General features: G+C 58.0%; 21 protein-coding genes. All 21 read right to left on the reverse strand.

From position 1 onward, the window contains the following. Window positions 1-48: 48 nt before the first annotated feature. Window positions 49-612 carry a class I SAM-dependent methyltransferase gene (locus tag ACDC67_RS07480; RefSeq protein WP_376691943.1) on the reverse strand — a complete coding sequence of 188 codons (564 nt, stop codon included), beginning with the start codon at window positions 610-612 and terminating at the stop codon, window positions 49-51. Window positions 613-687: 75 nt separating this feature from the next. Continuing rightward, entirely contained in the window at window positions 688-1536 is an 849-nt protein-coding gene (locus ACDC67_RS07485) for an O-methyltransferase (protein ID WP_376691945.1), read from the reverse strand. A 25-nt stretch (window positions 1537-1561) separates the two neighbouring features. Further along, entirely contained in the window at window positions 1562-2167 is a 606-nt protein-coding gene (locus tag ACDC67_RS07490) for a sulfotransferase family protein (RefSeq protein WP_376691947.1), read from the reverse strand. 119 nt (window positions 2168-2286) lie between these two features. Beyond that, entirely contained in the window at window positions 2287-3498 is a 1212-nt protein-coding gene (locus tag ACDC67_RS07495) for a carboxylate--amine ligase (protein WP_376691948.1), read from the reverse strand. A 33-nt stretch (window positions 3499-3531) separates the two neighbouring features. After that, window positions 3532-5436, reverse strand: a complete 1905-nt coding sequence (locus ACDC67_RS07500) for an asparagine synthetase B family protein (protein WP_376691950.1) — start codon at window positions 5434-5436, stop codon at window positions 3532-3534. Window positions 5437-5439: 3 nt separating this feature from the next. Further along, on the reverse strand, window positions 5440-6666 hold the full coding sequence (locus tag ACDC67_RS07505; protein WP_376691951.1) for a glycosyltransferase family 4 protein: 1227 nt from the start codon (window positions 6664-6666) through the stop codon (window positions 5440-5442). 7 nt (window positions 6667-6673) lie between these two features. Then, window positions 6674-7975 carry a hypothetical protein gene (locus ACDC67_RS07510; protein ID WP_376691953.1) on the reverse strand — a complete coding sequence of 434 codons (1302 nt, stop codon included), beginning with the start codon at window positions 7973-7975 and terminating at the stop codon, window positions 6674-6676. Beyond that, on the reverse strand, window positions 7972-8994 hold the full coding sequence (locus ACDC67_RS07515) for a glycosyltransferase family 4 protein (RefSeq protein WP_376691955.1): 1023 nt from the start codon (window positions 8992-8994) through the stop codon (window positions 7972-7974). Before ACDC67_RS07515 ends, ACDC67_RS07510 begins: the two co-directional genes overlap by 4 nt. Before the next feature lie 101 nt (window positions 8995-9095). After that, window positions 9096-9860, reverse strand: coding sequence for an aspartyl/asparaginyl beta-hydroxylase domain-containing protein (locus tag ACDC67_RS07520; RefSeq protein WP_376691957.1), 765 nt, complete (start codon window positions 9858-9860; stop codon window positions 9096-9098). A gap of 53 nt (window positions 9861-9913) precedes the next feature. Continuing rightward, window positions 9914-10912, reverse strand: coding sequence for a polysaccharide deacetylase family protein (locus ACDC67_RS07525; protein ID WP_376691959.1), 999 nt, complete (start codon window positions 10910-10912; stop codon window positions 9914-9916). Further along, complete coding sequence (locus ACDC67_RS07530) at window positions 10909-12066, reverse strand: ATP-binding protein (RefSeq protein ID WP_376691961.1); 1158 nt, start codon at window positions 12064-12066, stop codon at window positions 10909-10911. Before ACDC67_RS07530 ends, ACDC67_RS07525 begins: the two co-directional genes overlap by 4 nt. Further along, on the reverse strand, window positions 12056-13183 hold the full coding sequence (locus ACDC67_RS07535) for a glycosyltransferase family 4 protein (RefSeq protein WP_376691962.1): 1128 nt from the start codon (window positions 13181-13183) through the stop codon (window positions 12056-12058). Before ACDC67_RS07535 ends, ACDC67_RS07530 begins: the two co-directional genes overlap by 11 nt. After that, window positions 13180-14466, reverse strand: coding sequence for an O-antigen ligase family protein (locus tag ACDC67_RS07540; protein ID WP_376691964.1), 1287 nt, complete (start codon window positions 14464-14466; stop codon window positions 13180-13182). The genes ACDC67_RS07535 and ACDC67_RS07540 overlap by 4 nt, the downstream gene beginning before the upstream one ends. A 10-nt stretch (window positions 14467-14476) precedes the next feature. Further along, a complete protein-coding gene (locus ACDC67_RS07545; RefSeq protein ID WP_376691966.1) occupies window positions 14477-15481 on the reverse strand; it encodes a polysialyltransferase family glycosyltransferase in 1005 nt (334 codons plus the stop codon). An 85-nt stretch (window positions 15482-15566) separates the two neighbouring features. Beyond that, window positions 15567-16739 (reverse strand): cytidylyltransferase domain-containing protein, encoded by a 1173-nt coding sequence (locus ACDC67_RS07550; protein WP_376691967.1) that lies wholly within the window; start codon window positions 16737-16739, stop codon window positions 15567-15569. After that, window positions 16740-17597, reverse strand: a complete 858-nt coding sequence (locus ACDC67_RS07555) for an N-acetylneuraminate synthase family protein (protein ID WP_376691969.1) — start codon at window positions 17595-17597, stop codon at window positions 16740-16742. Between the two features lie 4 nt (window positions 17598-17601). After that, on the reverse strand, window positions 17602-18459 hold the full coding sequence (locus ACDC67_RS07560; RefSeq protein WP_376691971.1) for a hypothetical protein: 858 nt from the start codon (window positions 18457-18459) through the stop codon (window positions 17602-17604). Window positions 18460-18528: 69 nt separating this feature from the next. Next, window positions 18529-19122, reverse strand: coding sequence for a class I SAM-dependent methyltransferase (locus tag ACDC67_RS07565; protein ID WP_376691972.1), 594 nt, complete (start codon window positions 19120-19122; stop codon window positions 18529-18531). Window positions 19123-19537: 415 nt separating this feature from the next. Then, window positions 19538-20197: a hypothetical protein gene (locus ACDC67_RS07570; RefSeq protein ID WP_376691973.1), complete on the reverse strand. Its 660-nt coding sequence runs from the start codon at window positions 20195-20197 to the stop codon at window positions 19538-19540. A 573-nt stretch (window positions 20198-20770) separates the two neighbouring features. Beyond that, a complete protein-coding gene (locus ACDC67_RS07575) occupies window positions 20771-21664 on the reverse strand; it encodes a sulfotransferase domain-containing protein (protein WP_376691975.1) in 894 nt (297 codons plus the stop codon). A 102-nt stretch (window positions 21665-21766) separates the two neighbouring features. Further along, the gene (locus tag ACDC67_RS07580; protein WP_376691977.1) at window positions 21767-22966 is read right to left on the reverse strand and encodes a hypothetical protein; all 1200 of its coding nucleotides are present in this window, start codon (window positions 22964-22966) and stop codon (window positions 21767-21769) included. Between the last annotated feature and the right edge of the window lie 497 nt (window positions 22967-23463).

The raw sequence follows: 23463 nt of genomic DNA on the forward strand, positions 1-23463 counted from the left end.
AACTTCGTTGGAATCAGACATCTATTCACTCCGTAAGCGCCCTGAATGTTACAGATAAAACCGATCAGGTGCTGTTGGGAGGGATGTTGACACACAGGGGCCCGGCTTCAGGAGCGATACCAGGGCGTTCATGGTCTCGTCGGGCTCTCTGACGTGTTCGATAGAATGACTGCTGTAGACCAGGTCGAATTGACCACGGGTTGACGACAATCCCTCCGCGTTCTCGATTCCAGGGAAATCCACGCGATTGCCAGGGTCGAAATTGACGACACGGGCGCCGGCCGCCGCAGCCAGCAATGATACCCCGCCGTGACCGGCACCGAAATTGAACAGACTGGCCGGTGCCGCACCGCCGAACAACTCAAGGATTTCCCGCCAGTGATGAACGTCCCGGTGCCGGAGCAGGCAGTCACGCCCCTTCCCCCGGAATGCCGTCCAGTAGAACTCCGAGTAATACTGATCCAGCTCCTTCTCGGAGGGCATCGGGCTGACCCGGAAGTAGCCGCGTGGGTCGTCGACAAGCTCTCGCCAAAGCCAGAATCGGGCATTCTGCTCATGAGTTTGCGCGATTCCATGCCATTTGTCGGGAAGGAGGCCAAGCTTGTAGGCCAACAGGATGAGTCGCGTTTTGTTCTTCAGAGGTTCACTTCCTTCTGAGCGGGAACGCAGTTTTTGCGCAAGTCAATTCTACCGCCCGAGCAAGGCGAGGCTGCTGGCGCGGGAATGCTGCTTCGTGGGCCATGGTAATTCTCCCATTGGAAAGACCCTCAGGCCGCTTCCGGATCTCATATGCCTGTCCACCGCCAAATAGGGCCCCGGAAGGACCTTTCGGTCTCGCCAGAGGGGTTTCGCACCCGGATAGAAGTCGTGGAGTAGGATCATGCCGGCGTCTTTCAGGCGAGCGCACGCAAGAGGGATCTCCTGGTAGACCGTTTTCGCGTGATGATCACCGTCCAGAAAGATGAAATCGAATGATTCCGTGCAGCGTGACAGGAACTCAAGGGAGCTAGAGCATACGAACTCCACTCGATCCTTCACGCCCATGGACTCCAGAAGCATTCGTGGAGAGATGCTCGAGCCGGAGTTCAGCCACGGCTTCTCAACGCTGTCGTTCACGTCGATCACATCGACGGTCGTCACTGACCCTGGTTCGCCGCCGGTGCCGTCGGACACCGAGTCCAGAGCGCCTGCAATACAGATCGTCGAGGCGCCGATATGCGTTCCGACCTCCAGGACCCGCTTCGGTCGAAAGTGGTGAATCATGTGGAAGATCGCTCTGCGATCTCCGGGATTGACCCCGCCGGCATGCGTGACGATGTCTTGTTGGTCCAGTCGCCGAGAGAACTCCTCCCAAGCTGAGGCGGCGCTTCGGTCGTGCAACGCCTTGTCGACATCACCTCTGTCGAGCTTCGAGAGGCGGGACACCTCCAGATTCTCTTCCTCCAGCCCTCTCAAGGCGATCCGCTCGCGCTGCGCACGCAACAAGTTTGCCAATGCAGGCGGTAGCATTCGGCGAAACAGTAAACTGATCTTCATTCTGTGCTCCTGAGCGAGTCCGATTTCAGAAGTGCCTTCGAAACGCGAATCTCAGTTTTCGAAAGAGGCGACGTAGTACCGGTGGCGAAGGGTTGGCGTGCGGAAGTGGAAGGTTCGGGTTCGGCTTGTCCAGAAACTCACACAGCTCCCCCCAGCCCGAGCCCGTTTCCCAGCAAACCTCGAGCAAGCGACCAGGCTCGCTAGAGAAGTATGCTCGTACGGCACTATTGTGGGCCTCGTAGCGCGCTATCATTTCCTCTTCGTGACCGTGAGGATGGCGGCGGCCGTAGACGACTTCGCGGTATGGGGATCCTGGTCGTTTTTCAGCCTGGCGCTTCAAGCTTTGAACCCAAGTCATTGCGTCGCGGCGAACAGTGAGCACGAACAGGGTATCGGGGTATGTCTGGTCGATTTCGCGGTAGAGGAAGGGCCAGGGCCAATCGGCGGCACTATCGAAACCCCGCAGTTTCTCGAGTGCGCTCATCGTTTCCCCGTTTGCGACCGCGCGCGTCAGCTCCCGGTTAAAGGAGCAGTGGCGGTAGCCGAGCGTACGGAGACATTCGGCCAGGGTTGATGTGCCTGTTTTCGAAAAGCCGACGCCGACGACCTTGGGAGTACTTATGTCGTTCATGTTTCTACTCGTGAAGGAGTGATTTGCCGGCACTAAAACGGATCGGACTAATCAGGTGATCTCTGTCTGGCACCAGATTTCCTGTCTTCCTGTACGACTTGAAATTGGATCGCTCTCATTCAATCCGTCATGCCATCCGAATCGGGATTGGTGTTCCCGCCGCTACGAAGAAACTCACGACCGTAGCACCATGCCTGGGCGAAAAACGGGGCCGGGTCGGACAGCGAGAAATCGTCGACCCTGGCCCTGAACGAATCGCGCAGCGTCTGCAGCGGCGAGAAAAGACCGCGTCGCCAGTCTCCTTCCTTGAGCAGGTGAACCATCCGGATCATGTCACCCAGCATCCAGAGACTGGGGCGTTGCGCTGCGCCCTCGGTTGCCGATGAAAAGTAGCTGTCCAGACAAGCACGTCCCTCGAGGTGCGCGATCAATGCCGCCGGAAAATCATGGCCGTTGGCGATGGCGTGGTGAATGCCGCCCCAGGACCTCGGGTTGACCTCAAGAAATCGCAGTTTGCCGGTTGCCCGGTCCTCGATGAAGTCAAGGTGACCGATGCCGGACCAACCGAGTGCTTCCACCATTCGAGAGGTACTGTCTCGCAGGGACTGGTTGTCGAACGGTACCCGGTAGGTACTGGTTCCGATCCCGCCATTCTTGGTTCGCACATAGCGTTCGCCGAAGAAGGCGACCATTCGACCGTCGATGGCCAGAAAGCCCGCGCCCACGACGTCCCCCGCGACAAAGTGCTGCGCATAGGGGTGTCGACCGTCACGATCGAAATAGGGCTCGAGATGCGACTGGATTCTGGCGCGCACTTGCGCCTGCGAGTGCTCGATGTAAACCCCCTTGCCGCTGTTCGCGCGTCTGAGCTTGATTACGACCGGGTAGGGCCAGGATTCAATTCCGGCAAGCAGTGCTTCAGGCGAGTCCGGGAAGATGCTGCGGGGTATGTCGAGACCCGCCTTCTCGGCAAGCTGGGTCATCCGGGCCTTGTCGATGCACTCGCGAAGCGGGTCCATGGGCGGACAGGCCAGCCGCACGCCGGCGGGCAGCACTTTCTCATGGTGCCGCAGTGGCAGAGCGTCTTCGTGACAGGGAAAGACGATATCGATACGCTGCGAGCGGCAAATTTCGCCCACGTCTTTCGCGAACGCTTCTGCCTCGGCGAACGGGTCGGCCGTCACGAAAGATTGGCGGCAGAATCGGCTGGCACCCGCCATCGATGGGCTCTTGCTGCTACAGGCGAATACTTCGTGTCCGTCCCGAGCCAGGGAGCGGAGCACGTGCCAGCCGACTCGGGACCAGCCGTAGGTAACGAGAATCCGCGCCATGCGATCAGCGCCCGTTCGAGACCGGCCGCGCGGCTACCACAACCAACCCGCAGCGTTCCGGGGGAAGTGGCGCCGCTTTCCAGACGCGGGGCCGAAGTCGCCGTCTTCGATCAGCTGCAGGAAAAGCTCAATCAGCATCATGCGCTTGACCACCTTGCCCGGAGACGCGCCCTGTGATTTGCCGCGCACTCGATTGGCCAGCCTTTGCGCGTGGCTCACGGCCAGGCTCCCGAATCGCGAGCCGGCAGCGGCCCGCCGCAAGCGTGTGATCGCGGTCGCACGCTCGGGCTCCCTGCTCATCGGACGGTGCCGCGAGCCAAAATAGGCTGTGACGGCAGCATTGAGTGCGCCCGGGTCAAGCCACGGACCAAGCGCGCTTTGGCCGAGCCGATCCAGATCCAGGCATGTCCGTGCGAAGGCGCGGGCGGCCTCGTCACCGATCCAGGCCGCATCCCAGTCGACCAGGCAGTTGGCCGTCGCGATCGGGGTATCGAGCAGTTCCGGCATGAACCGCCTCTGCATCTCGACCAGCAGTCGCTTGTCCACCCTCAAGCCCTCGGGCAATTGTTGAAACAGTTCCATACCCGGGCGCTGCAGTAGTGGACGGCGGACCGAAACCATCGGTTCCCGGAAATAGGCGGGATTGTTGAGCCACCGCGCGAGATGTAGTCGATGTCCCAGGCCGTCCAGGATGTCCTTGGGGCTGTCTCCTCGACGTTCATCGACCAGTTTCACGATGCCGTCCCTGATCAGGCGGTCGGCTTCGTCGTGGCGGGCCGCTGGAATGACCGTGGCAAGTCCCGGCCCGAGGCCGCTGGGATGCAGGCCGGTGGCAACCTCGATGGCGTGCTCACGGCTGACGGGGATGCCCCCGATGCCGAACAACTGATCACCATTGGCAATGACCGGTGATTCGAGTGCGCCTTTCTCGTACATGAAGCCGGGTCCGGCAGCGAACCCGCCCATGTTGTCCGATCCCAGTTCCGATACCCGCGCCCAGTCGGCTGCGTTGGCGACAAGGGTATCGGAGTCGTAGCGCAGGTATTTGAACGGCACCTGCCACTGTGCGGCGATCTCGCGCGCTACGCTCACGTCCGAAAGGGGAATGTCGTCGCGAATGCCCCAGGTCAGCGCTTTCGCAGGCGGGCAGCCCTGGTCGGCCAGAATCGCCAGCGCGGTTCGGGAGTCGTAGCCGCCGGTCAACAGCAAGCCGTAGTTCTCGGGGGGCGGCGTCATCGCTTCGCGCGCCGACTTCCGCAGCACGTCTCGCAGCGCCCCTGCGGCTTCTTTTACCTTCATCGGCCGTGCGGCCGAGAAATCGAGCTGCCAGTACCGGTCGATGTCGACTTGGCCCGAGCTCAGTTCGATCTCCAGGCGGGTCGCGGGCGCCATGAGATGCACCCCGTCGAACAGGGTGCGGGTACCAACCGCGTGGCCCATGCCCAGGAACTCCAGCGCACCGGTACCGTCCATTTCCGGCGCCCGCCCGAGCAGGGCCAGAACCGCCTTGCCCTCGGGGGCGAAGGCGAAGCTTTCACCATGGCTTCCGAAGTGCACGGGCACCGTTGCCATGCGATCGTTGACGAGAACGAACCGGTTTCGCTGCCGGTCGGCCAGCGCGATCACGAAGCCCGAATCCAGGCTTTCCAGGTAGTTGTTTCCGGCTTTGCCGTAGCCGTCGAGAACATCTGCGGCACCGACTACCCGGCCGGCATCCGGATCGACCGGGGCGCCGTAAATGCCGACAGCAAGCTGCCGATCCCTGTCGACTGCGATATCGGGTGGGTCGCCGGCATGGAAGTTGGCGGCCAGCGCCACGGGGGCTTGTGTCGAGATGATTTCGCCGCGAAAACTGGCATGGTGATGCAGTAGGTCCAGTGCACCGGTCAGACGAGCAGCGTCCGGGTCACCACCCAGCAATCCAAGAAAGCCTGCCATGGCTTAAGTCGCGCCGCTCTCGGGTTGGTCGACCGCATCCAGCAGAACTTGCTCGAGCTTTGCGGCAAGCCGGTCGCGCGAGAAACGCTGCTCCGCAAGTGCCCGGGCAGCGCGGCCGGTGCGGTCCAGCCAGTCGGGATCACCCAGGCAGTCATCCAGTTGATTCGCGGCTTCGTTCGGGTCACGACTCAGCACCAGGCCGGCGTCGTTCTCCTCGAGAAGTTCAGCTTGCCAGCCGCCGTAGTTGATCGCGACGGGTTTGCCGGCGGCCAGGCCATCGAAGAACTTATTGGCGGAATTGTTCTCCATCTCGGGTAGATCAACGAACAGTGACGTGGCGATACTGGCGGCGGAAAAAGCCTTCACCATCTCGCTCTTGGGAATGCGCGAGTATATGAAGAGGTTGCGGTTCAATACGCCCAGCCTTTCCGCTTCGCTACGGACGTGCGCTTCGCGCGCCCCATAGCCGAGGATGACGAATCGAACGGATGGACTCGCTTCCAGCAGCCGCGCCGCAACCTCGACCAGGTAGTCGACACCGTTGATATGGCCCAGTGTTCCGGCGTAGAGCACGATCGGCCCGTCACCCAGCTCCGGGTGGGATTGCCGGAATGCCTCGGCCGCCTCGTCACTTTGCTCGAGCAGCTCCAGGTCACAACTGTTAGGGATCACGCTTATGCGCTCGCGCGGATAGCCGGTGGCCGCTACGCCCTTGGCCATGCCGGGCGAAAGCGCCACGATGCGACTGGAGTTCCGGTACGCAAACCGCTCCAGGCGGCGGGCAAGAAACTTCGATACCGGGTCGCGCAGGACGCCCATGGCAATCGGCAGCTCGGGCCAGAGATCCCGCACCTCGAACACCATGGGCGCACCGATCCGCCGGGCTGCCCGCACGCCAGGCAAGGCGATGGTCAGCGGAGTGCTGGTCGCGAAGACAACGTCCGCTTCGAGTTGCGAAGCCCGGCGTGCAGAGCGCATCGCGAAACGAAAGAAGGATTGAATGCGTTCGGCGTATGACATGGTGTTGGAGTAGGGCACCGGCAGCCAGTGCACATTGATTCCGGCTTCGCGGGTCTCGAACCAGTCCCGATTCCCGGACTCATCGCGGAAGGCTGTCAGTAGGTTGACCTGGTGGCCGTTGGCAGCCAGCCGCCGCGCCATTTCGAAGCTGCGCCCATCACCCGGCATTTGTGGCGTATTGAAGTACTGGTGGAGGTAGGTGACTCTCATGGCGAAGTCATGACCTGGTAATGCATTCCGGAGGTCCTACCGTCAGGCTGTCTCCGAGGTCGATGGTGCACAGGCTGCGCTCTCCGCCGAACGTGGCATCGAAGCAAAGATGGCGTCCCTTGCGATCCCAGCGCGGGTGCAAGTCACAGGCCCAGTGGCAATCCGGACGGGGTGTCTGGAACCGCCTGGGCATGTGCAGGCGTGCGAGGTCGTGGCGAGCATTGTTCTCCATGTCATAGAGAACGAGGCTCTGAAGCCTTCGCCGGTCGGGATAGGTGTCGGTGATCATCCAGCGACCGCTCGGGTCGAATGACGGGTGGCCGTCACTGGAGAACTGTCCCGGGGCGACTACCTCGTAGTTCTCCGGGTCTCCATCCTTGAACAGGACGTACTGGTCGTCGTGGACGGGAATACGGCAATAGGCGATGACCTGGTCGGTATTTCGCCATCCGATGTGCGAAACCATGCCAGTGGTGGGAAAGACATGGATATCGTTGCCGTCAACATCCATCGACAGCATCCGGCTCCAGCGGGCCTCCACGTCCTCGTGCACCCAGCGGTGAAGAAATATGAACCGCCGGGAGTTCGGCGAGAAAACCGCATGGGTACAGAAATGCCAGGCATCCAGCATCGACTCGTCCGGCTGGATCTCGGCCATGTCCTGCAGATTGAGCAACAACTTGAGCTCGCCCGAGGCGAGATCGACGCGGTGGATGCCGTTCGTGCGCGGGCGCTTGGCTGCCAGTTCGGCGTCATCCGTGCCCTGCAGGTACCCGTAGCCCGGCATGTAGCGCTGGACGCGTGTGAAGTCGTAGCCAATCGCCCATCGCCCGTCGGGACTGACGGTGGCGATGGGCGCATCGAATGCCCGGCCTTCGCCGGACTCGCTGTCGACAACCCGGCTTATGTTTTGGCGATTCTCGTGATCGTTGAACACCATCTCGTGCGAATCGCCCCGCCATTGCAGCTTGCAGCCGGTATGCCATAGCCATGCTCGGGTGGTGGTTACCGGATGGAAATCGGTGAATTCCTCGCCATCGAAGTAGCCCAGGGTGAGTTCCTCCCCGGGCTCGGGCATTCGAAGCGGAATATGGAATCGGCAGCTCAAAAGACGCTGGTTGCCATGCGAAAACGGCGTGTGGTCGTGGAACCCGAAAAAGTGCCCGGGTCTTCGCACGATCGGATAGGCCGATTTACTCGCCGGCGTCGGGAGCAGGTCGAATGCCGATTGATACAGGTTGCGGATGCGCTTCTTGAGGGCGGGGTTGTGGCGCACCCGGTTGTAGACGATCCTTTCCAGGCGGTTCATTGCGAGTTCTGCTCTGCCATGATGTCGGTGAGCAACTCCGGCAGGCGACGCCGATTCCACTCGGCCGAATCGAAACGATGGATTCGTGCGCGTGCACCTCTCGAAAGCGCCGGAACCCTTTCGCGCTCTTCGGCCAGGTCATGCACGCAGCGCCGCCAGCTATCGACGTCGTCATGCGGAAGCAGGGCGCCACAGTCGGCGTCCACCAGTTCGGGTATCGCGTACCAGTCGCTGGCGATCACCGGTAAGCCGTGACTGAAAGCCTCTAGGATAACCCCGGGGTAGCCCTCTCCCACGAATCGTGTCGGGAACAGCAGTGCATCGAACTCGGGGAGCTGCTCAGCCAGTTCCTCGTTGGGAACCGCACCGTGGTAGAAGAGGCTGCAATCCGCAGAGCCGCTGCGGTCGATGGTTGCCCGATCGATATCGCCCAGCAGTTCGCCAAAAAGATGAATCTCGATGGTCGGGCCCTCATAGTCGTTCGCCAGTTCAAGGAGCAGGTCCGCTCCCTTGTCGGCACAGACGTGGCCGGCGAAGTAGAAGCGCAGGGGGCGTTCGATGCTTCCGGGGCGACGGGGATCTGCTTCACTGCTCGCCTGCAGGGGCCGGCTGTTCGGGAACCAGCGAAGATCCGCATCGGGAAATGCCGCTCTGACCCGATCGATTGAGAACCGGGTCTGCAGCAGAATCGGTCGCCTTTTGAGAAGCCGGCGCGCCATCCATTGACGCCACGTGGGGGCCGCTTCGATATGCTCCAAGAACGCCCCGCCAAATATCCTTATGACCAATGGCTTCCGATGCATGCGGCAGGCGATGTCGAGCATGAAGCCGCTGACAATCGCGCGCTTGTTCGACGCGTTGAGAAAAACCAGGTCGTGGGAGAAGAGCTTCATCCACGCGATCGCGATCAGCCTAATCGAATGAAGTGCCTTCGAAAACCGCGATGCCTGCTTGCTGGCCTGTAGATCGAGAGAAACCAGGTTCTCCACGGCTTCCGACAGAGCGAGTTCTCGAAGCATCAGGGCATAGGAAACCGTCGTGCCGCTGTAGGGCGGTGGCTCGGGGCCGAGACAGATCAGTTTCATGCGTAGTGTGTTGCCGGTAGGCGGCAGGGAATATCTCAGGCCGGTGCGGCTTCATTGGCGCCCGTCCATGCCTTCAGCATTCCGGCCACGTGGGTCCTGGCATCGCCGTGTCCGTGAAGCAGGCTCCAGCGGTGAAATGCCGATTGTGCTCTTCTCCGGATCTTGCGGCGAAGCTCGCGCTGATCCTGGAAGCTTTGCGGCGCTAGGGCTTCGAGCTGCGATGACCGCACGATGTCGAGCACGAGATGGATGCGATCCTCGTTGCCGGAGTTGTAGAGCCGGTGTGGAAAGGTGAAATCGCCGTACCAGACCTCGCCGGGACGCCAGAAGTGATCCTCGTGACAGATCTGGAACTGGACAGCGGGGCTGGTGATGATCGGAACGTGGACTCGTGCCGTATGAATATCAGCGGAATCCGTACGATCGTAGTGCCAGAAGATGGATTTCCCGGCCTTGAGGTTCATAAGGCGGACACGCCGCTTCTCTCCCGGAATGCTTTCGATGATTTCCCGCATATAGGGCGTCCTATTCATGACTTCCGTTGGGGCGTATTCAGCCCCTGCGAGCAGCCGGTCTTCCTGCCAGTCGCCATTGGCGGCGACCAGGCTGACGGCCTTCCATCCGCCGTCGTGATACTTGCCGTGCTGGGTCCGAGGTTGAAAATCCGCCAGGACCGAGTCGAGTTCCCCCGCCAGTCGACTCTCATCGAAATGGCTCTCGAATCGGAAGCTGAGATCGACACCGGCTTTCCGGCAGATTTGCTGCCAGGCGTACTGTGAATTGAAATCGTTTGACTGCATCTGTGTCTCCATCCGAGAATCGATGACATTGAGCGCCGAGCTTTCGCAGGCCCTCAATGTCTGTAAAGTCGCCTGATCTTGTGCAAGGGGCCATCGAGCTCGGCTTCCAGAATGTAGGCCGGCGCGTTGGGAATGCCCATGCGCCCCATTGAAAAGGGATCGACCGCGCCGATCTGGTTGATTACGCGGCTGCGGGCGGGGATGAAAAGGCTGCGCATGCCCAGTTGGCGAGCCGTTTCCACCAGCGAATGATTCCAACTCCCCGCGGGAAAGCAGAACTTGGGGTGCTTCACGTCGAGCTTCTCCGTGATCGCGTCACGCGACTGCGCCATCTCCCGGCGAGCATCGTCGGGGTCGATATTGGCCAGAAGCGAGTGTGAGACTGTATGGGCGCCCATCTCGATGCCGGCGGCCTGCATCTCTCGGGCGTGCTCCCAAGTCATCATTCGATCCATCGGCGGATCCACGGCGAGGTCTTTCGAAACTCTGGCCAGTACCCGTTCCCGCTGGGTTTGCCCCATGTGACGCACATGGGCCTTGATAGCCATGTAGGCCTGACGACGTTCACAGATCGAGGACAGCGGAAGCTCTTCCGAAAGCAGTTCGTGCCTGAACCAGCGGGCTTGCGTGTGCTGGAAGAGGAAACCGAGCCGCTGCGACCAGGGGAGTTGCCCAGTGTCGATCGAGCCGGTCACGAGGAATATGGTTGCGGGCGCACGGTGCTTCTGCAGCCGGGGAAAAGCATTCTCGTAATTGTCCCGAAACCCGTCATCAAACGTCAGGACGATGCTCTTCTCAGGCACCCGCTGTCCGCTCTCCAGGCAGGATACCAGTGTGTCGAGCGAAATGATCTCATAATGACGGCACAGATAGGCCAGTTGCTCATCCAGGCAGTGTGGCGGCAGCCCCTGCATGTAACCTTCGTCGTCGTCGCTAACGCGATGGCCATAAAGAATCACGGCGCCATCATGGTTGCCCCAGGCCCGCCCCAGGGCGGTAGCGCCCGAGGCCACCATTGCACGGCTGATCACGGCCCTCAACGTTTCCTTCATTTCAATTCCACTTCAGGCGAGGCGTCAGGTCGGGTTTGCGCCGTATCTTTAGGGGGCAGGAGATTAGCCAGCGCCCAGCGGATGCGCTCGTTGGCGCACGCATTTCGGGCAAACGGTCCGGGCTCGAACTGCCACTGACCATCCTTGCGTCTCAGCATTCTTCCGGGCACACCGTTCCTTTTCATCTGTTCGACCGAGGTGCTGGCGCCGAATACGGTCTGCAGCTCGTTGACCAGCAGACGACCATCGGGCGTCTCGAACAAGTCCACGTCCATGCTGCGGAACTTGCCTTTTTCGGTGACCTCATGCAGAAGATCCAGGTGATGCCTCCCCGGCTCCTCCCACTCGGCAACACCGGACCCGCTGTGAAACTCGCCGACCTGGCCCTTGGGGTGGCCGAAATAGCTTTCGCCGATTCTGACCATGCGCCATTCCCGAATGGCGGGCAAATATTCCTGAAAGAGTACGTTGCGCCATTGCCGGTCCCTGTGGTCATGACCATTCGGAGCGAGCCCGTGCGAGAACGCCCTGCGCACCAAGCGTCGTACGGATCGCCTCGATCTGAGAATGCGGACACCGGATGCGGCGGCGCCGAAACTCGTCTTGAATACGACCGGCAATCGACACGAGTTCGCAAATGACATCGCTTCTTGCGGGTCGTGGAATATCCAGGATTGCGGGTGCGGAACCCGGTTGGCGTTCATCCAGTCGACCATCCGGTTCTTGTCTTCGTACATCCAGCGTTCGTGACTGCCCGGGAAAACGGGGAGACGCAGTTCCTTCTCGATCAGGTCGAGCCGGTCCTTGATCATCCGGGCCCAGGGTCGCAGAGTGGCATCCGGCCAGGCCATCAAAAGGCCACAATCGGCGGCACGGAGGTTCTCCAGCCAGTTTGGGCCGGAAAGTTCTACGACGCGGAAGGGAATGCCCATCTCGCGACACGCGGCGATGAAATGGCAGTGAAAACTGGCCCTGTTGGCCACGATTCCCAGCCGGACCGGACTCCCGTAGTCGTTCTCGTCGCCCGCCGTGACTGCCGAAAGGGGGTTGCGACTGGCAAACCAGCGTGCCTTCAAATCCGTCATGGGAACGACGCGCTGAACGGCGTAGCGCAGTCTTCTGGGCACCCACCGGCGCGCCGTATCAACCCACATGGCGGCGCTTCTTTTCGATCAGTCGCTGGTACAGCGCGATGAACTCGTCCACGAACCGATCATGGCCGAACCAGTGTTCAGCGAGGGAACGCGAGCGCTCGCCCATAGCCTTTCGGTCGGCATCGCAAAGGTCCATCATGCGCTTCATCGCCCTGGCGATCTCGCCAGGCTTTCTTTCGTTGAAGACGAAACCGTTGCGCGCGGTTTCGACGACAAGCGGCAGGTCCGAAACCCGGCTGACCACGATGGGCAGCCCGGCGGACATGGCTTCGACGACAACATTCGGAAAGCCCTCCTGTATGGAAGGATGAACGAGGGCGTGAGCTTCGTGATACGCGTGCTCGATTCGGTCGTTCTCACCGGGAAACTCGATGTTGTCCTCCACGCCCAGCCTTTCTCGTTCCCGTTCCGCCAGTTGGCTGGCTGTGGTGCGTGCGTGGTCACCCGCAAAGCTGTAGCGGCCATGCCAGACCACTCGAAAGGGTCGGTCCGTCATCTTTCTGAGTTCGAAGACGGCATGAACGAGGCGCACCGGGTTCTTGATGCGGGAAACGGTGCCGACCGCGCAGAACGTAAAGGGCGTGCTCGGCGGGCTGTGATCTGGCGTGGTGACCGTGGTGCAGTCGAGCCCGTTTCGAATTACGGCCGTCTTTCCCCGAAGCCACGGCGCAAGCATGCGCAGACTTTTCTCGTTTCTCCGTGTCTGGGTGACGATGCAATCGGCGCGTGCCAGCGCCACGAGTGCCGGCCAGAGTGTTCGGCTGGTACGATGATGCGTGGCGGTGGAGCCATCCGAACCAACGACAACCGTATCCGGACTGGCTCGTCCCGCCAAAGAAGCCAGGGCCGAAGCGCGGTGCATGAAACCATGCACGACATCCAGCGACGTGTCTCTCAGCCAGCTCTCGGTCAGGGTCAGCTTGCTTCGAAAGCCTGAAACTTCGTGACGATGGTGAACGACGCCCGTGCCTTCCAGCTTGCGATCCACGGGCGATCGGGCGGCGTAGGTCAGAACCTCGACTTCATGTCCCCGGGCAACCAGGCCCTTGGCCAGCCGTATGAGTTGCCCCTCCGCACCGCCCCTGCCGAGGCCGCCGATCAGCATGCCGACTCTCATGTCCGGGAACCATCTTCCGCAAAGATTACTCGTTTTCTCTGCCTGCGATTCGCCCGGGGCCGATTCCGCATCCAGGAAGGCAGCTCGGCACGCCAGGCGAAAACGCTCAGCCCCAGAACGAACCAGAAGAACTTGTCATGCGCAATGCCGCCGGTGAGCCCGTAAACCGCGGAACAGGCCAATAGGGAGAAGAACAGTGTGGACGTCGGGTTTCGCCGGCGTCTGAGTAGTTTCAGAGCAATCTGGGCCATGAAGGCCAGCCATAGAAGCAGCCCGATCAGTCCGAAGGACAGAACGACCTGGAAATAAAGGTTGTGCGGAGAGTATCCGCCGGCATAGCCGAGTGCCTGTCCGATCAGCTGCGTGTGCTCCCGGCCGTAACCCGAGACGGGACGCTGCCCGATCAGTTCCATGGAGCGTGAGAAGATGATGTCGCGTAGCCCCATCTGCTCACCGGTTGCGGCCTGCTCGAAGCGAAACAGCAATACTTCCGATTGCAGAACAAGAACCGTCATGCCACCGATCGCCAGGGGAACAAACGAAAGATAGTTCTTGATGTTCTGCCGTCGAAGCGAAACGGTCAACAGGACTGCCGCACCGGCAACGAACGCGATGAATGGGCCGCGAGAACCGGTCCACACCATCGGCAGTGCAAGAGTACAAATGCCAAGCGCACAGGCAGCACTGATCCAGTCTAGCCTGAACCGGCGCTCGATCAGAACCCACAGAAGGGTGATGATCCCCAGCGCGTAGTAGAAAGCCGCCCGGTTGAGATTCAACTCGGAAAAGCCCTTTCGCTGTTGACCGGTAATCTCCTGCGTAAACCCGGGTATCTCGAAGACGACGGCCAGCGCGATGAAAAGGATGCCTGCGATAACGCCGCCCCAGATAATGAACAGGTGGCGTGGGTCCCTACAGATGTCGGACACCAGAAAGAAAAGAATGGCAACCTGAACGTACTGCATGTACCAGATAAAGAAACTGACCGGGCTTCCGTAGCCAATGAAGAGCTGTCTGAGAAGCTCCAGTGCAAAGCTGTAGACCAGGAAAAGCAGGAGAAAGAAGTGCGGCCAGTCCCGGCTCGTGAGCTTGTACGTCGGGCCTCGGATAGCGAGATACGCCAGGATCATGCCGATAGCGACCACGGCGGACGGGTTGCGCAGAAAGGGGATCCCGGAAACCGTGTACCAGTCGAATACGGTTAGAAAGCCCACCATCATGGCCAGCCAGGCCAGCAGGCGAGGGCGTCGGTCGGAAAAGCTGCGTCCGTTGGATACGTTCATTGGCTACGCATCACGCGGCGATCAGACAGCGGTAGCCGCCATCCACCAGGCGGGGATGCAGCAGCCGATGCGGATCAACCGCGCGGCTTTTTAGATAGCGGTAGGCCGGCTCGACAAGCGCCCTGGTGTCCGGATCGTTCCAGGACTCGGAAGCGGGGTCGATGATGTCGAATGGAATCTGGTCGCCGAAGATCTTCATGCAGGTCTGGAACACAGAAGAGTAAAAGGTGACGATTCGTTGTGGTCGGGTTCTGCGAGCGATGATTTCGAGTTCCACGGCGGATTTCAACCGAATCGGCTCCACGCCAGCCCGGGACAGGATCGACAGGGAGTCGCAGTACGATTCGCGCGGATGCATGATGTAGCGTACGCGCGATGTACCATTGTACTGTGCCGCAACCGAAGCGAGCATGCCGAAATAGTCGATTTCCGACATCATTCCGGTCTGGTGAAAATACTGGCCGATGATCCAGACTTCATCATTCACACGCATCTCGTTGCCGATCTGGCGACGGGTCATCCGGTATCGGTTCTCGATTACCGGGAGATCGCTTTGGGTCGGTTCGTAGGCCGTGAACAGTTCGACCGGCGGAATGCGTCGGTCGCGAAGTCCGGCGACCCGATCGAGAAGGGCCCGATGGAATGGGCGATGTACTTGATGGAAACTGCCGGCCTTCAGTTCCTCGAACACGTTCAGAATCTGTGCGCCGTCGTCGACCAACACGCATCGGTCATGGCGAATGGTGTTGGCGAGGTGTCGGTGCAAGGGATCTCGAGAATGGCCCAGGATAAGGGTTCCTACGGCTGTAAGGTCAGCGCGATGGATGACCCGCCGACTGGCGGCGGCCTCCCGGAAAGGTCTGAAGAACCGCTTTGCCAGCCTGAAGGGCGCAGTCTCGTTTCGAGTCGGCGCCGGTTCGAGGTGCCAGTGGCTCACGCCGTCGGCAACCGGGAGCTCGGAAAATGCCTCCGGTCCGTACACGCGGGAGGCAATGACGACAACTGCGTCGGACAACTCGAGCTGCTCGATGGCCTCGTTGGCATTGATCCACTGCAATGGTGTGGAAACTACGGCGAGCGTCCTTTCGGCAGGCATGGTTTCAGTCCAGTACCAGGTCGGCTATCGCGCGTACGGCACCGCGGCCGCCGGGCCGCGGGAGCACGATATCGACTGCACCCAGTACGTCCGGATGCGCGTCGCAAGGGGCAGCGGACAACCCGACCCAGCCCATGCATTCCAGATCATTAATGTCGTTGCCCACGTAGATCATGGAACCCGCATCAAGGCCTCGGGAGTCCGCCCATGCGCGCAGGTCTGTCAACTTTTCGTCGCGGCCTTGCAGCACCTCGATGCCGAGCTTGCGACAACGCGCAGTCACGACCGGGTTGCGTTCTTTCGACAGCACCAGCAGTTTCAAGCCGGTCTTTCGCAGCCGCTCGAGTCCGAGTCCATCGGCTCTCGAACAGTGTACGCATTCCTCGCCATCCTGAGAAACGAGCACGCGGTCGTCGGTCATGACACCGTCGAAATCAAACACGATGGCTTCGAGAGGGTCCGGCAGCCGGGCCGCGACGACCGCTGGAAACACCTCGGGCCACAGCCGCCGGGCGCGCTCCAGCTCAGCCGGCGTATCGATCTCGAAAACGCGCTTGGCGGGCACTTCGTGGATCGCCGTCTTGCCGCAGAAGCGCTGCCGTTCTTGGCGGAACGGCCCGACTCGCATCGCGTAGGCCGAGCCGGCCTCCAGAAACCGGGCCGGTGCGTCCTGTCGGCGCAGGCGCGGACCGGGCGGTTCGCCGATGCCGACCGCGCCCTGCGACTTGTCCTGTTCCCAGATATAGTGATTGAAGCAGCAGGCCGCGAATGCCGACTGTGCGCTACCGCCGAGCACCGGGCCGAGAATACCGTCGATATCGCCGGCCGTGACAAACGGCGCGGTGCACTGGAGCATGACCACGACATCGTCATCGGTGGGCGAGAAACCGCCACACTCGGCCACTGTGTCCAGCGCGTGGACTATCGCATCCTCCGAGGAAGCGGTACTACCGCTCAAGTCGGTCGGTCGAGGAATCACCAGGGCGCCGAACGCTTCCGCGCATTCGGCAATCTGAGCATCATCGGTGCTGACCGCCACCGCATCGACCCTGCGGGCGGACCGTGCCGCCTGGACCGCGAGCGCGACCAGCGGGATCCCGCCAACCTTCTGCAGGTTCTTTCTCGGCACACCCACCGAGCCGCCGCGCGCCGGAATGACGACCAGACAACGTGACATTCAGGCCGGGTCCCGATCACGCAGCCATTTCAGCTTGTCGCGCTGGGCTTGTTCGATTGGCAGGATCTCCTGATCCTTGTAGGCCAGGGCGCGCGAGACATGCTTGACATCCCGGCACAGGCGTCGCAGGCCGTCTGGTTCGAGAGAAGCGGCATGGTCGGTGCCCTTCCATGTGCGATCCAGCGTGAAGTGGCGCTCGATCCAGTCAGCGCCGAGCGTCATGGCGGCCACATCCGCGGCAATGCCCAGGTGGTGTCCCGAAAAGCCGATGCCGCCGACCCGGTCGCCGAAGGTTTCACGAAGCCGCAGAATCTCATTGAGGCAGATGTCCTCGAAGGGCACGGGATACCCCGAAGTGCACGAATAGATCAGAATATCTTTGCCGCGACCGGCTTCCTCGAAGAAGGAAACTACTTTCTCCTCCTCGTCCCGCGTGGTCATGCCGAGGGAAATCTGGATCTGCCCGTCAAAACTGTCCCTGAGCCAGCCAAGCATTTCGAAATGCTGGTTCGAGGCTGAAGGGATCTTGATGAACTCCGGTTTCAGGCCTGCTATATCCTTCGCCGAGGTCACATCCCACACGGAAGTAGAGTAGATGATGCCGGCCTCGTCGCACCATTGCTTGAGCTGGGCGTGCTGATCCACGTCCAGTTCCAGGTACTCGCGGTGCTCCCCGTACGTGGAACCGTAGGAGTTTGCCGGATTGGGGTGCGGATTGTTGTACTCGTCATCCGTAAGCAGCTCCTTGGGATTGCGCTTCTGAAACTTGACCGCATCCGCACCGCAGAGCTTTGCCGTGTTGATCATCTCGTGGGCGATGTCCATATCGCCCTTGTGGTTGCAGCCGATCTCGGCCACGACGCTAGGTTCTTTCATTGCTCGACTCCTTCTTCAGAAATGGAACCATCTCCGGATCACGCTCCAGAGCAGGAAAATCAGGGTATCCCTTTAAACCAAGGTCCCCAAGAAAACGGCTTTCGCCAACGTATCGGATATCAAATCCTTCCTCTATCAAATGCTCAAGCACTTCGCGCACGCAGCGCTGGATGTCGTACCCAAGAAACACACGATCAATGAACTGCCGGTCGTGGTGCTCGTAAGGCGGAAGGCTTTCCCCCGGCAGCGGGTCCGAATAGAAATGCGCGGCACTCTCCAGTGAGACACCGAAGAGCACGATCCTCCGGATTCCCGACAGGTAGCACAAATGAAGAGCGGAAACCAGCGTGTTGCGCAAAAAGAAAAGGCCCTTTCGATCCCATGCATCAAGCCTTCGATGTCTCGACCACCACCGAATATAGGGCGGATGACCAAAAGGCCGGGCAATCCTGACGACGGTTGTGCCGCACGGAATACTGTGCGGTTTTAATTCGGGCCACAATTCCGAATCCGTCCACAACAACAGATCCGAACGCACTTTCTTGAATGATCGGTTAATCCCAACACGAAGACCATCAATCGTCTCTAGCTTAGAAATACAGGGCTCGCCGAGAATATTGAGCGTTGGCCCATTGCCATATATAAGCGCCAACCGATGCCGAGAAGCTTTCCTGACAACATCCCCAAACTTACGCGAAGTGTCGTCGGTCCAGCCGATGCGGCGAGAAGCCCAATTCATGATGAAAAAGCGGCATCGAAACCAAAAATCCTGGAAGGAACGCTTCAAAAATGACCGGCCGAACCACATTATAGACTCATGGTTGTTTTGGTGATCCGAATACATGCAGACGCTCTCCGGAGCCGCGAATGTTCGGACGTCAGGAACAGGTAGCTCATTACAACAGCACGGCGCTCAAATAACCTGAATTGCGGTCCGCACGAGCCCCTTACCGTCATTGCCCGCAGCGAATCCGAGAACGTTGTATTCACAAACGTCAAACGTTTCAACCAATGCACGGAATTCATGCTGCCGCCAGTTGGGATAGCCCATCAGTTGATCAAAGAGAATAACGGCCCCTTCCCCAAAATGTTCTCGACACTCCGACAAGATCGCCTTCGCAGGCGAATAGGTATCGGTATCTATGTGTACAAACGAGATCTTCTCGCCGTCTGAAGATCCCAAAAAATCAGGCAACGTCTCCTCTACAAAGCCCTTGACAAAACGAATTCCTCTTGTCTCCGAAGGCGCCTCACCCTTGAGATCAAACGTGTCCTTCGACCACTTCTTGGCCATCCCACCCCAGATTTCGGAAAAGCCCTCAAAGCTATCAAAGCCAACGATATCACGGGTATCGTCCCGCTCGTCGAGCCAACGCCTGAACTGAACAATCGAATCACCCTTGAAAACACCGAATTCCAATAGCAGGCCAATCGCGGGAGCGGCGCGAATTGCCGCTTTCCTGATCGAGTTTACGTCGTCATAGATTCGCGTGTGAGGCCCGCTCATACGATAAACTTGGTCCTGGGTATCAGTCCAGGCTAAAACTTCTTGCGACTGTCGGATAGGAAGGCGGTATTGAAATCTCCTAGCTAGTACACTTGAGATAAGTTTCTGGTATGCATTTTTAACCATTCATCTATTCCAATAGGTTCTGGATCACAACATGCAATATTGATATTGACCAATAAATCAATGCGATTTTATATCGTTAGTGCAACGATAACGCCTGTGCTCAGTGTATATCCGCGTGCACCAGCACCAATAGCTCACTGCCATCCGTGGGGAATCCATGTCTGATGCCCACCTTAATCGCGGGATTTCCTGACCTAGACTTCTTACAGGTCGAATAGAGAGCGCCGTACTCCGAAGCAGTACTAGCGGCATCAGCAGGCACGACACGTGGTTCACACACCTAACCAAATCAGCGGTAGCAGTATCTCTTGCATATGGAAACTATTTCTTCTAAACGCGCGTTAGAATCTCTAAAGTGATCAGTAATAGCTTTCCTTTGGGCGTCAGCCAGGCGCACTTTAAGCTCGCGCGTCCCTAGTGCCTTCTTTAACGGCCAACGCAGTATACGCGCACGAAGCAACATCAGTAACACTGGGCTATCATCCGCTATCGGAACGTCGGGCGCAAAATCACACTTCGCCCGCTTCTCGTTCTTGGATATGGCCCTAGTGTTCATCTTTCCACCAGTTTTTACGTTGTCCGCCCAATTCGCCACACCAGCGAACTTACTCAATTGGTCTAAGAAGACATGAGGCTGGTGCAGAAATTCCTCGTAGGGTCTAACCATTACATTTGTTGCACCAAAGCTACGAACCAGCATCTCAACAAGCGTGTCGAAATATAACGCGATATGGTGCCTGCCTCCCGCCTGCCCCGAAACGAGTTGATCTAGAACGCCCGGTAGCGTAGCTACGCCCCAAAAGTGAAGATAATTATTGAAGTTTTGAGCCAGCATAGAGTGAATCAAATCAGACTGTCTCCGCAAGGTTAGCAATACCTTAAAATCGCGATAGTGTAATGCTTCAGCAAGCGCATAGACGCCATCAACAATCTCTTCAATGCTTGCCATTCTTGAACCACCCCCATACCTATACGGAGATATGGCCCTTGCAAGAATTCCTTCATCAGAAACATCACCGCTCGTGAGTGCTCTGATGCTTCTCGGCGGATCAAATCCCTAACATTCATTACAGCATGAACATCAAGATCCCGAGCTGATTTGATCGTCCCTGATCTGATTGCTTTTCTAAGGTACAGAAGAGACGTGTTAGCCGATTTTTGGTTCGTTCCAATTGGAACTACGTGCTTGCCGCCATAAACAATTGCTGGATGCGAATTGAAGACGCCGTGCTGAAGACTGGTCGTAGCGGTCTTGGGCATGCCAATATGGAAAATGCATTTGCTATCCATTATTGCCTCATCTGAAAAGTGAAGCTATACACCAAGTTTCGGTACGCCGGAACATGCCTGCAAGGCCAGCCCCTGCACGTTGGTTACCCGCCCGATCTATTAGCCAACACTGCACGGCACATAAGCCCATCCGTTTACAGCAATACGTTTGGAATAGACTATTGAAGGGACCATCGGCAGCGCCCACCTAAACCACAAGCGATGAAAATATAGCGTCGCCCAAATCGCACCTTCAAGGTGCCGCGCCGTTCTCCGACAGAAACCCCTGGATGTTCTCCGGAATTCTACTCCAGATGTAGTTCGCCTGCCCGCTGGTTAACTGATGTCGCCAGGTCCCCGGAACCCCATCACGGATAAAGCTCTTCTTGAGCCTACTAGAAACAACATTGTTTCCGGAGTTCTCATACTCCCTTAGCTTCTCCTGCGTTGTCGATTCAATTGCAAACCGGAGAGAGGGCTCATCAACGTCTTCAACCTCAAAATGGCCTAAAATTAACCTTAAAGCGCTATCGGGATCGAACTTGATTCGTTCGTAAGCAACTGCAAGCGCATCACCAGATCTACTTTTGCATTCAGCAATTTGGAATTCAATCTGTTCAATATATTGGTCCAGATATTGATCGATATGCTTGTCAATTGTCTCCACGGATCCCCTGGCTGTCCGGAAGTGATAGTGCATCGAAAGCGAATAATCAAACGGATTCCGGAATAAAAACAATGCTCTTCTATACGGACAGTCTGAAACAGATAGATGGGTATGGATAAGAAACTCCATGCCAACTGCGTTCGCCGTAAAATGTGGTTTCGATGCCAGCCATTCGGCTACTTCCCGGTCCCACGACCGGTGTTCAACCGAGTGTAGTATGTAGCGCTTATTCATTCTACTAAAGTCAACGGGCTCTTCATGCCCAAGCCTTTTCGCGCAATAATTGCTAATCATCAGAAGAGTCCAGGTGACACCACTCTTTGGAATTGAATGTATGAGTGCCTGGTTGCGGGAAAGGGCTCGAATCAGATTTCTCCGGCACCCCTGAAATTTCTCCCGATCGCGCAAGGCTTTGCGCTCGAGATCAGCAGCCCAGGGGCCAAGAATAGGGATCATTGAAGTCCAGTGTTTTAACTTCATGAGGTCTCTCGCCATTTAGTCTTCAAAATGTTGGGCTTCTATTTAGGCTCGTCTGGCGTTGCCCGCGGAGTCTTGCAAACCTCGGGCCGCGTGAAACGAGGATTAACTAAAGTCTTGATTCGCCGGTCCCGGTATGGAAGCTTGAAGCTCATCGGCATACTGCTCATCAGACATCTCAAGAACTCGTCTAAATTGACGATCTCCCGTCAATGCGCATACTTTCTTTACGCTTTGGAGAAAGTGTAACTGCTGGAACGGATCGTGCACAATCATACTGGTGCGAATATGTTCGCTCCTCGTAAAGGAGGCATTCGTAGGATGCATATAGTTTGATCGATATCCACCCAAATATAAATCAAAGTTGATGCACGATATTGATGACGGCTGGAATTGAAGAAGGTCAAATAAAATCAAGGGGAGCATATTGAACTGCCCGAACGGGAATATGTCTTCGGGTCTAATACAGGATCGACATTTGAGCTTTCGATTAAACACTTCTTTCATCTTTTCGGACTTAAATACCGTCCAGTTCTGGTCGAGGATACCTGTCTCTATCGCTCGCTTTACATGCTCATGCTGCAGGCTGTTGTAGTAAACGATATCCCGTCTGATGTAGGCGGAATTTGTATTCTCTATCTGTTGGCTGCCATAGGCATTTATTTGAACGGCAATATCAAAATGTGATATGTCGTCAATAGTTGGCTTCGACGCCCTACCGGGACCCAATATTACAACAGGTCTATCTTTGATGAAGTCATTAAAAGGTATATCGTTACGGCTTGGAGCTATATCTAAGAGCCGGTCTAGGAAGCGAGCGGTATTTCCTGAATCATCCTTCTCCCTTAAGGAGAGCGTCGCCCGTGCTTTTCTCCAAAGCCCTTGATCCAGATCGTGTCGGACCCAGTTTGCTTTGTTGGAACTCTTGACGCAATGTTCCAGGAGAGCCTCTCGTACGTTGAGAGCTTCGAGAAAGGCCCCGGTATGAAGAAACGCGTTATATATTTCTCGTAAAACAGTTTGATCAATATTCACCAACCTGCATTTTCGTTCTGAAAAGTTGCTAATGGGTTCTTCTCCCCTAGTGCTGTCATGCATATCTTCGTAGACACCAAGAAGATATTCCTGAACGGCCCGATCAGGCTTAATACCTGCCTTGCGTAGTCCTCTCAAAAAGCTTCGAATAAAGTCTTTATCACTTTCAGCCAAAAAAGCATCTGAATAGCGGTCTGCTCGAGCAACAAATTTGTTGCGTCTTCTTAGGTGAGTTATTAGGCGTTTTAGAGGTTCGTGCAACTTGGCCACCGTTGGCTTGCAGCTGGATTCCGGGCTGGGTAATGATATCCGGCTTTTAGGGGATCTCAAGCCGATGTTTTGTCAAGGTACATATAGTGAGCTCTACTCACCCCTTGATTCTATAGTTTTTAGCTGGTGACGTTGACCAGAGCTCCTAGATTCACCCGGATATTGAAAGAAGTGCCGGCGCAGGATCGCTGTACTGCCCGGTATAGCCGCGTTGCCGGGGCGCGTGCTCCGTTTATCAATTCTCACATAGTGTGAACTATGCTCCCCCTCTGTGAGCTCCTGTCCGCCCCCTCTTAGAGACCATTTTAGAGGAGGCGACAACTATCCTGACAGAGGGGGCTACCGCACGTGCCTGAACACCGCATGCCGGTGACCGCCGCTGTGAGACTACCGTCGAGATGCGCCTTGATCGTTCGCGCGACCTTCTTGACGGGGTCAAGGGGCCTCCTTCCACCTCGGATACCTCCCAGGTCGCCTGGACGCCGGGAGTCTGGCTG

This window comes from Wenzhouxiangella indolica, from assembly GCF_042310355.1.
Lineage (GTDB): Bacteria > Pseudomonadota > Gammaproteobacteria > Xanthomonadales > Wenzhouxiangellaceae > Wenzhouxiangella.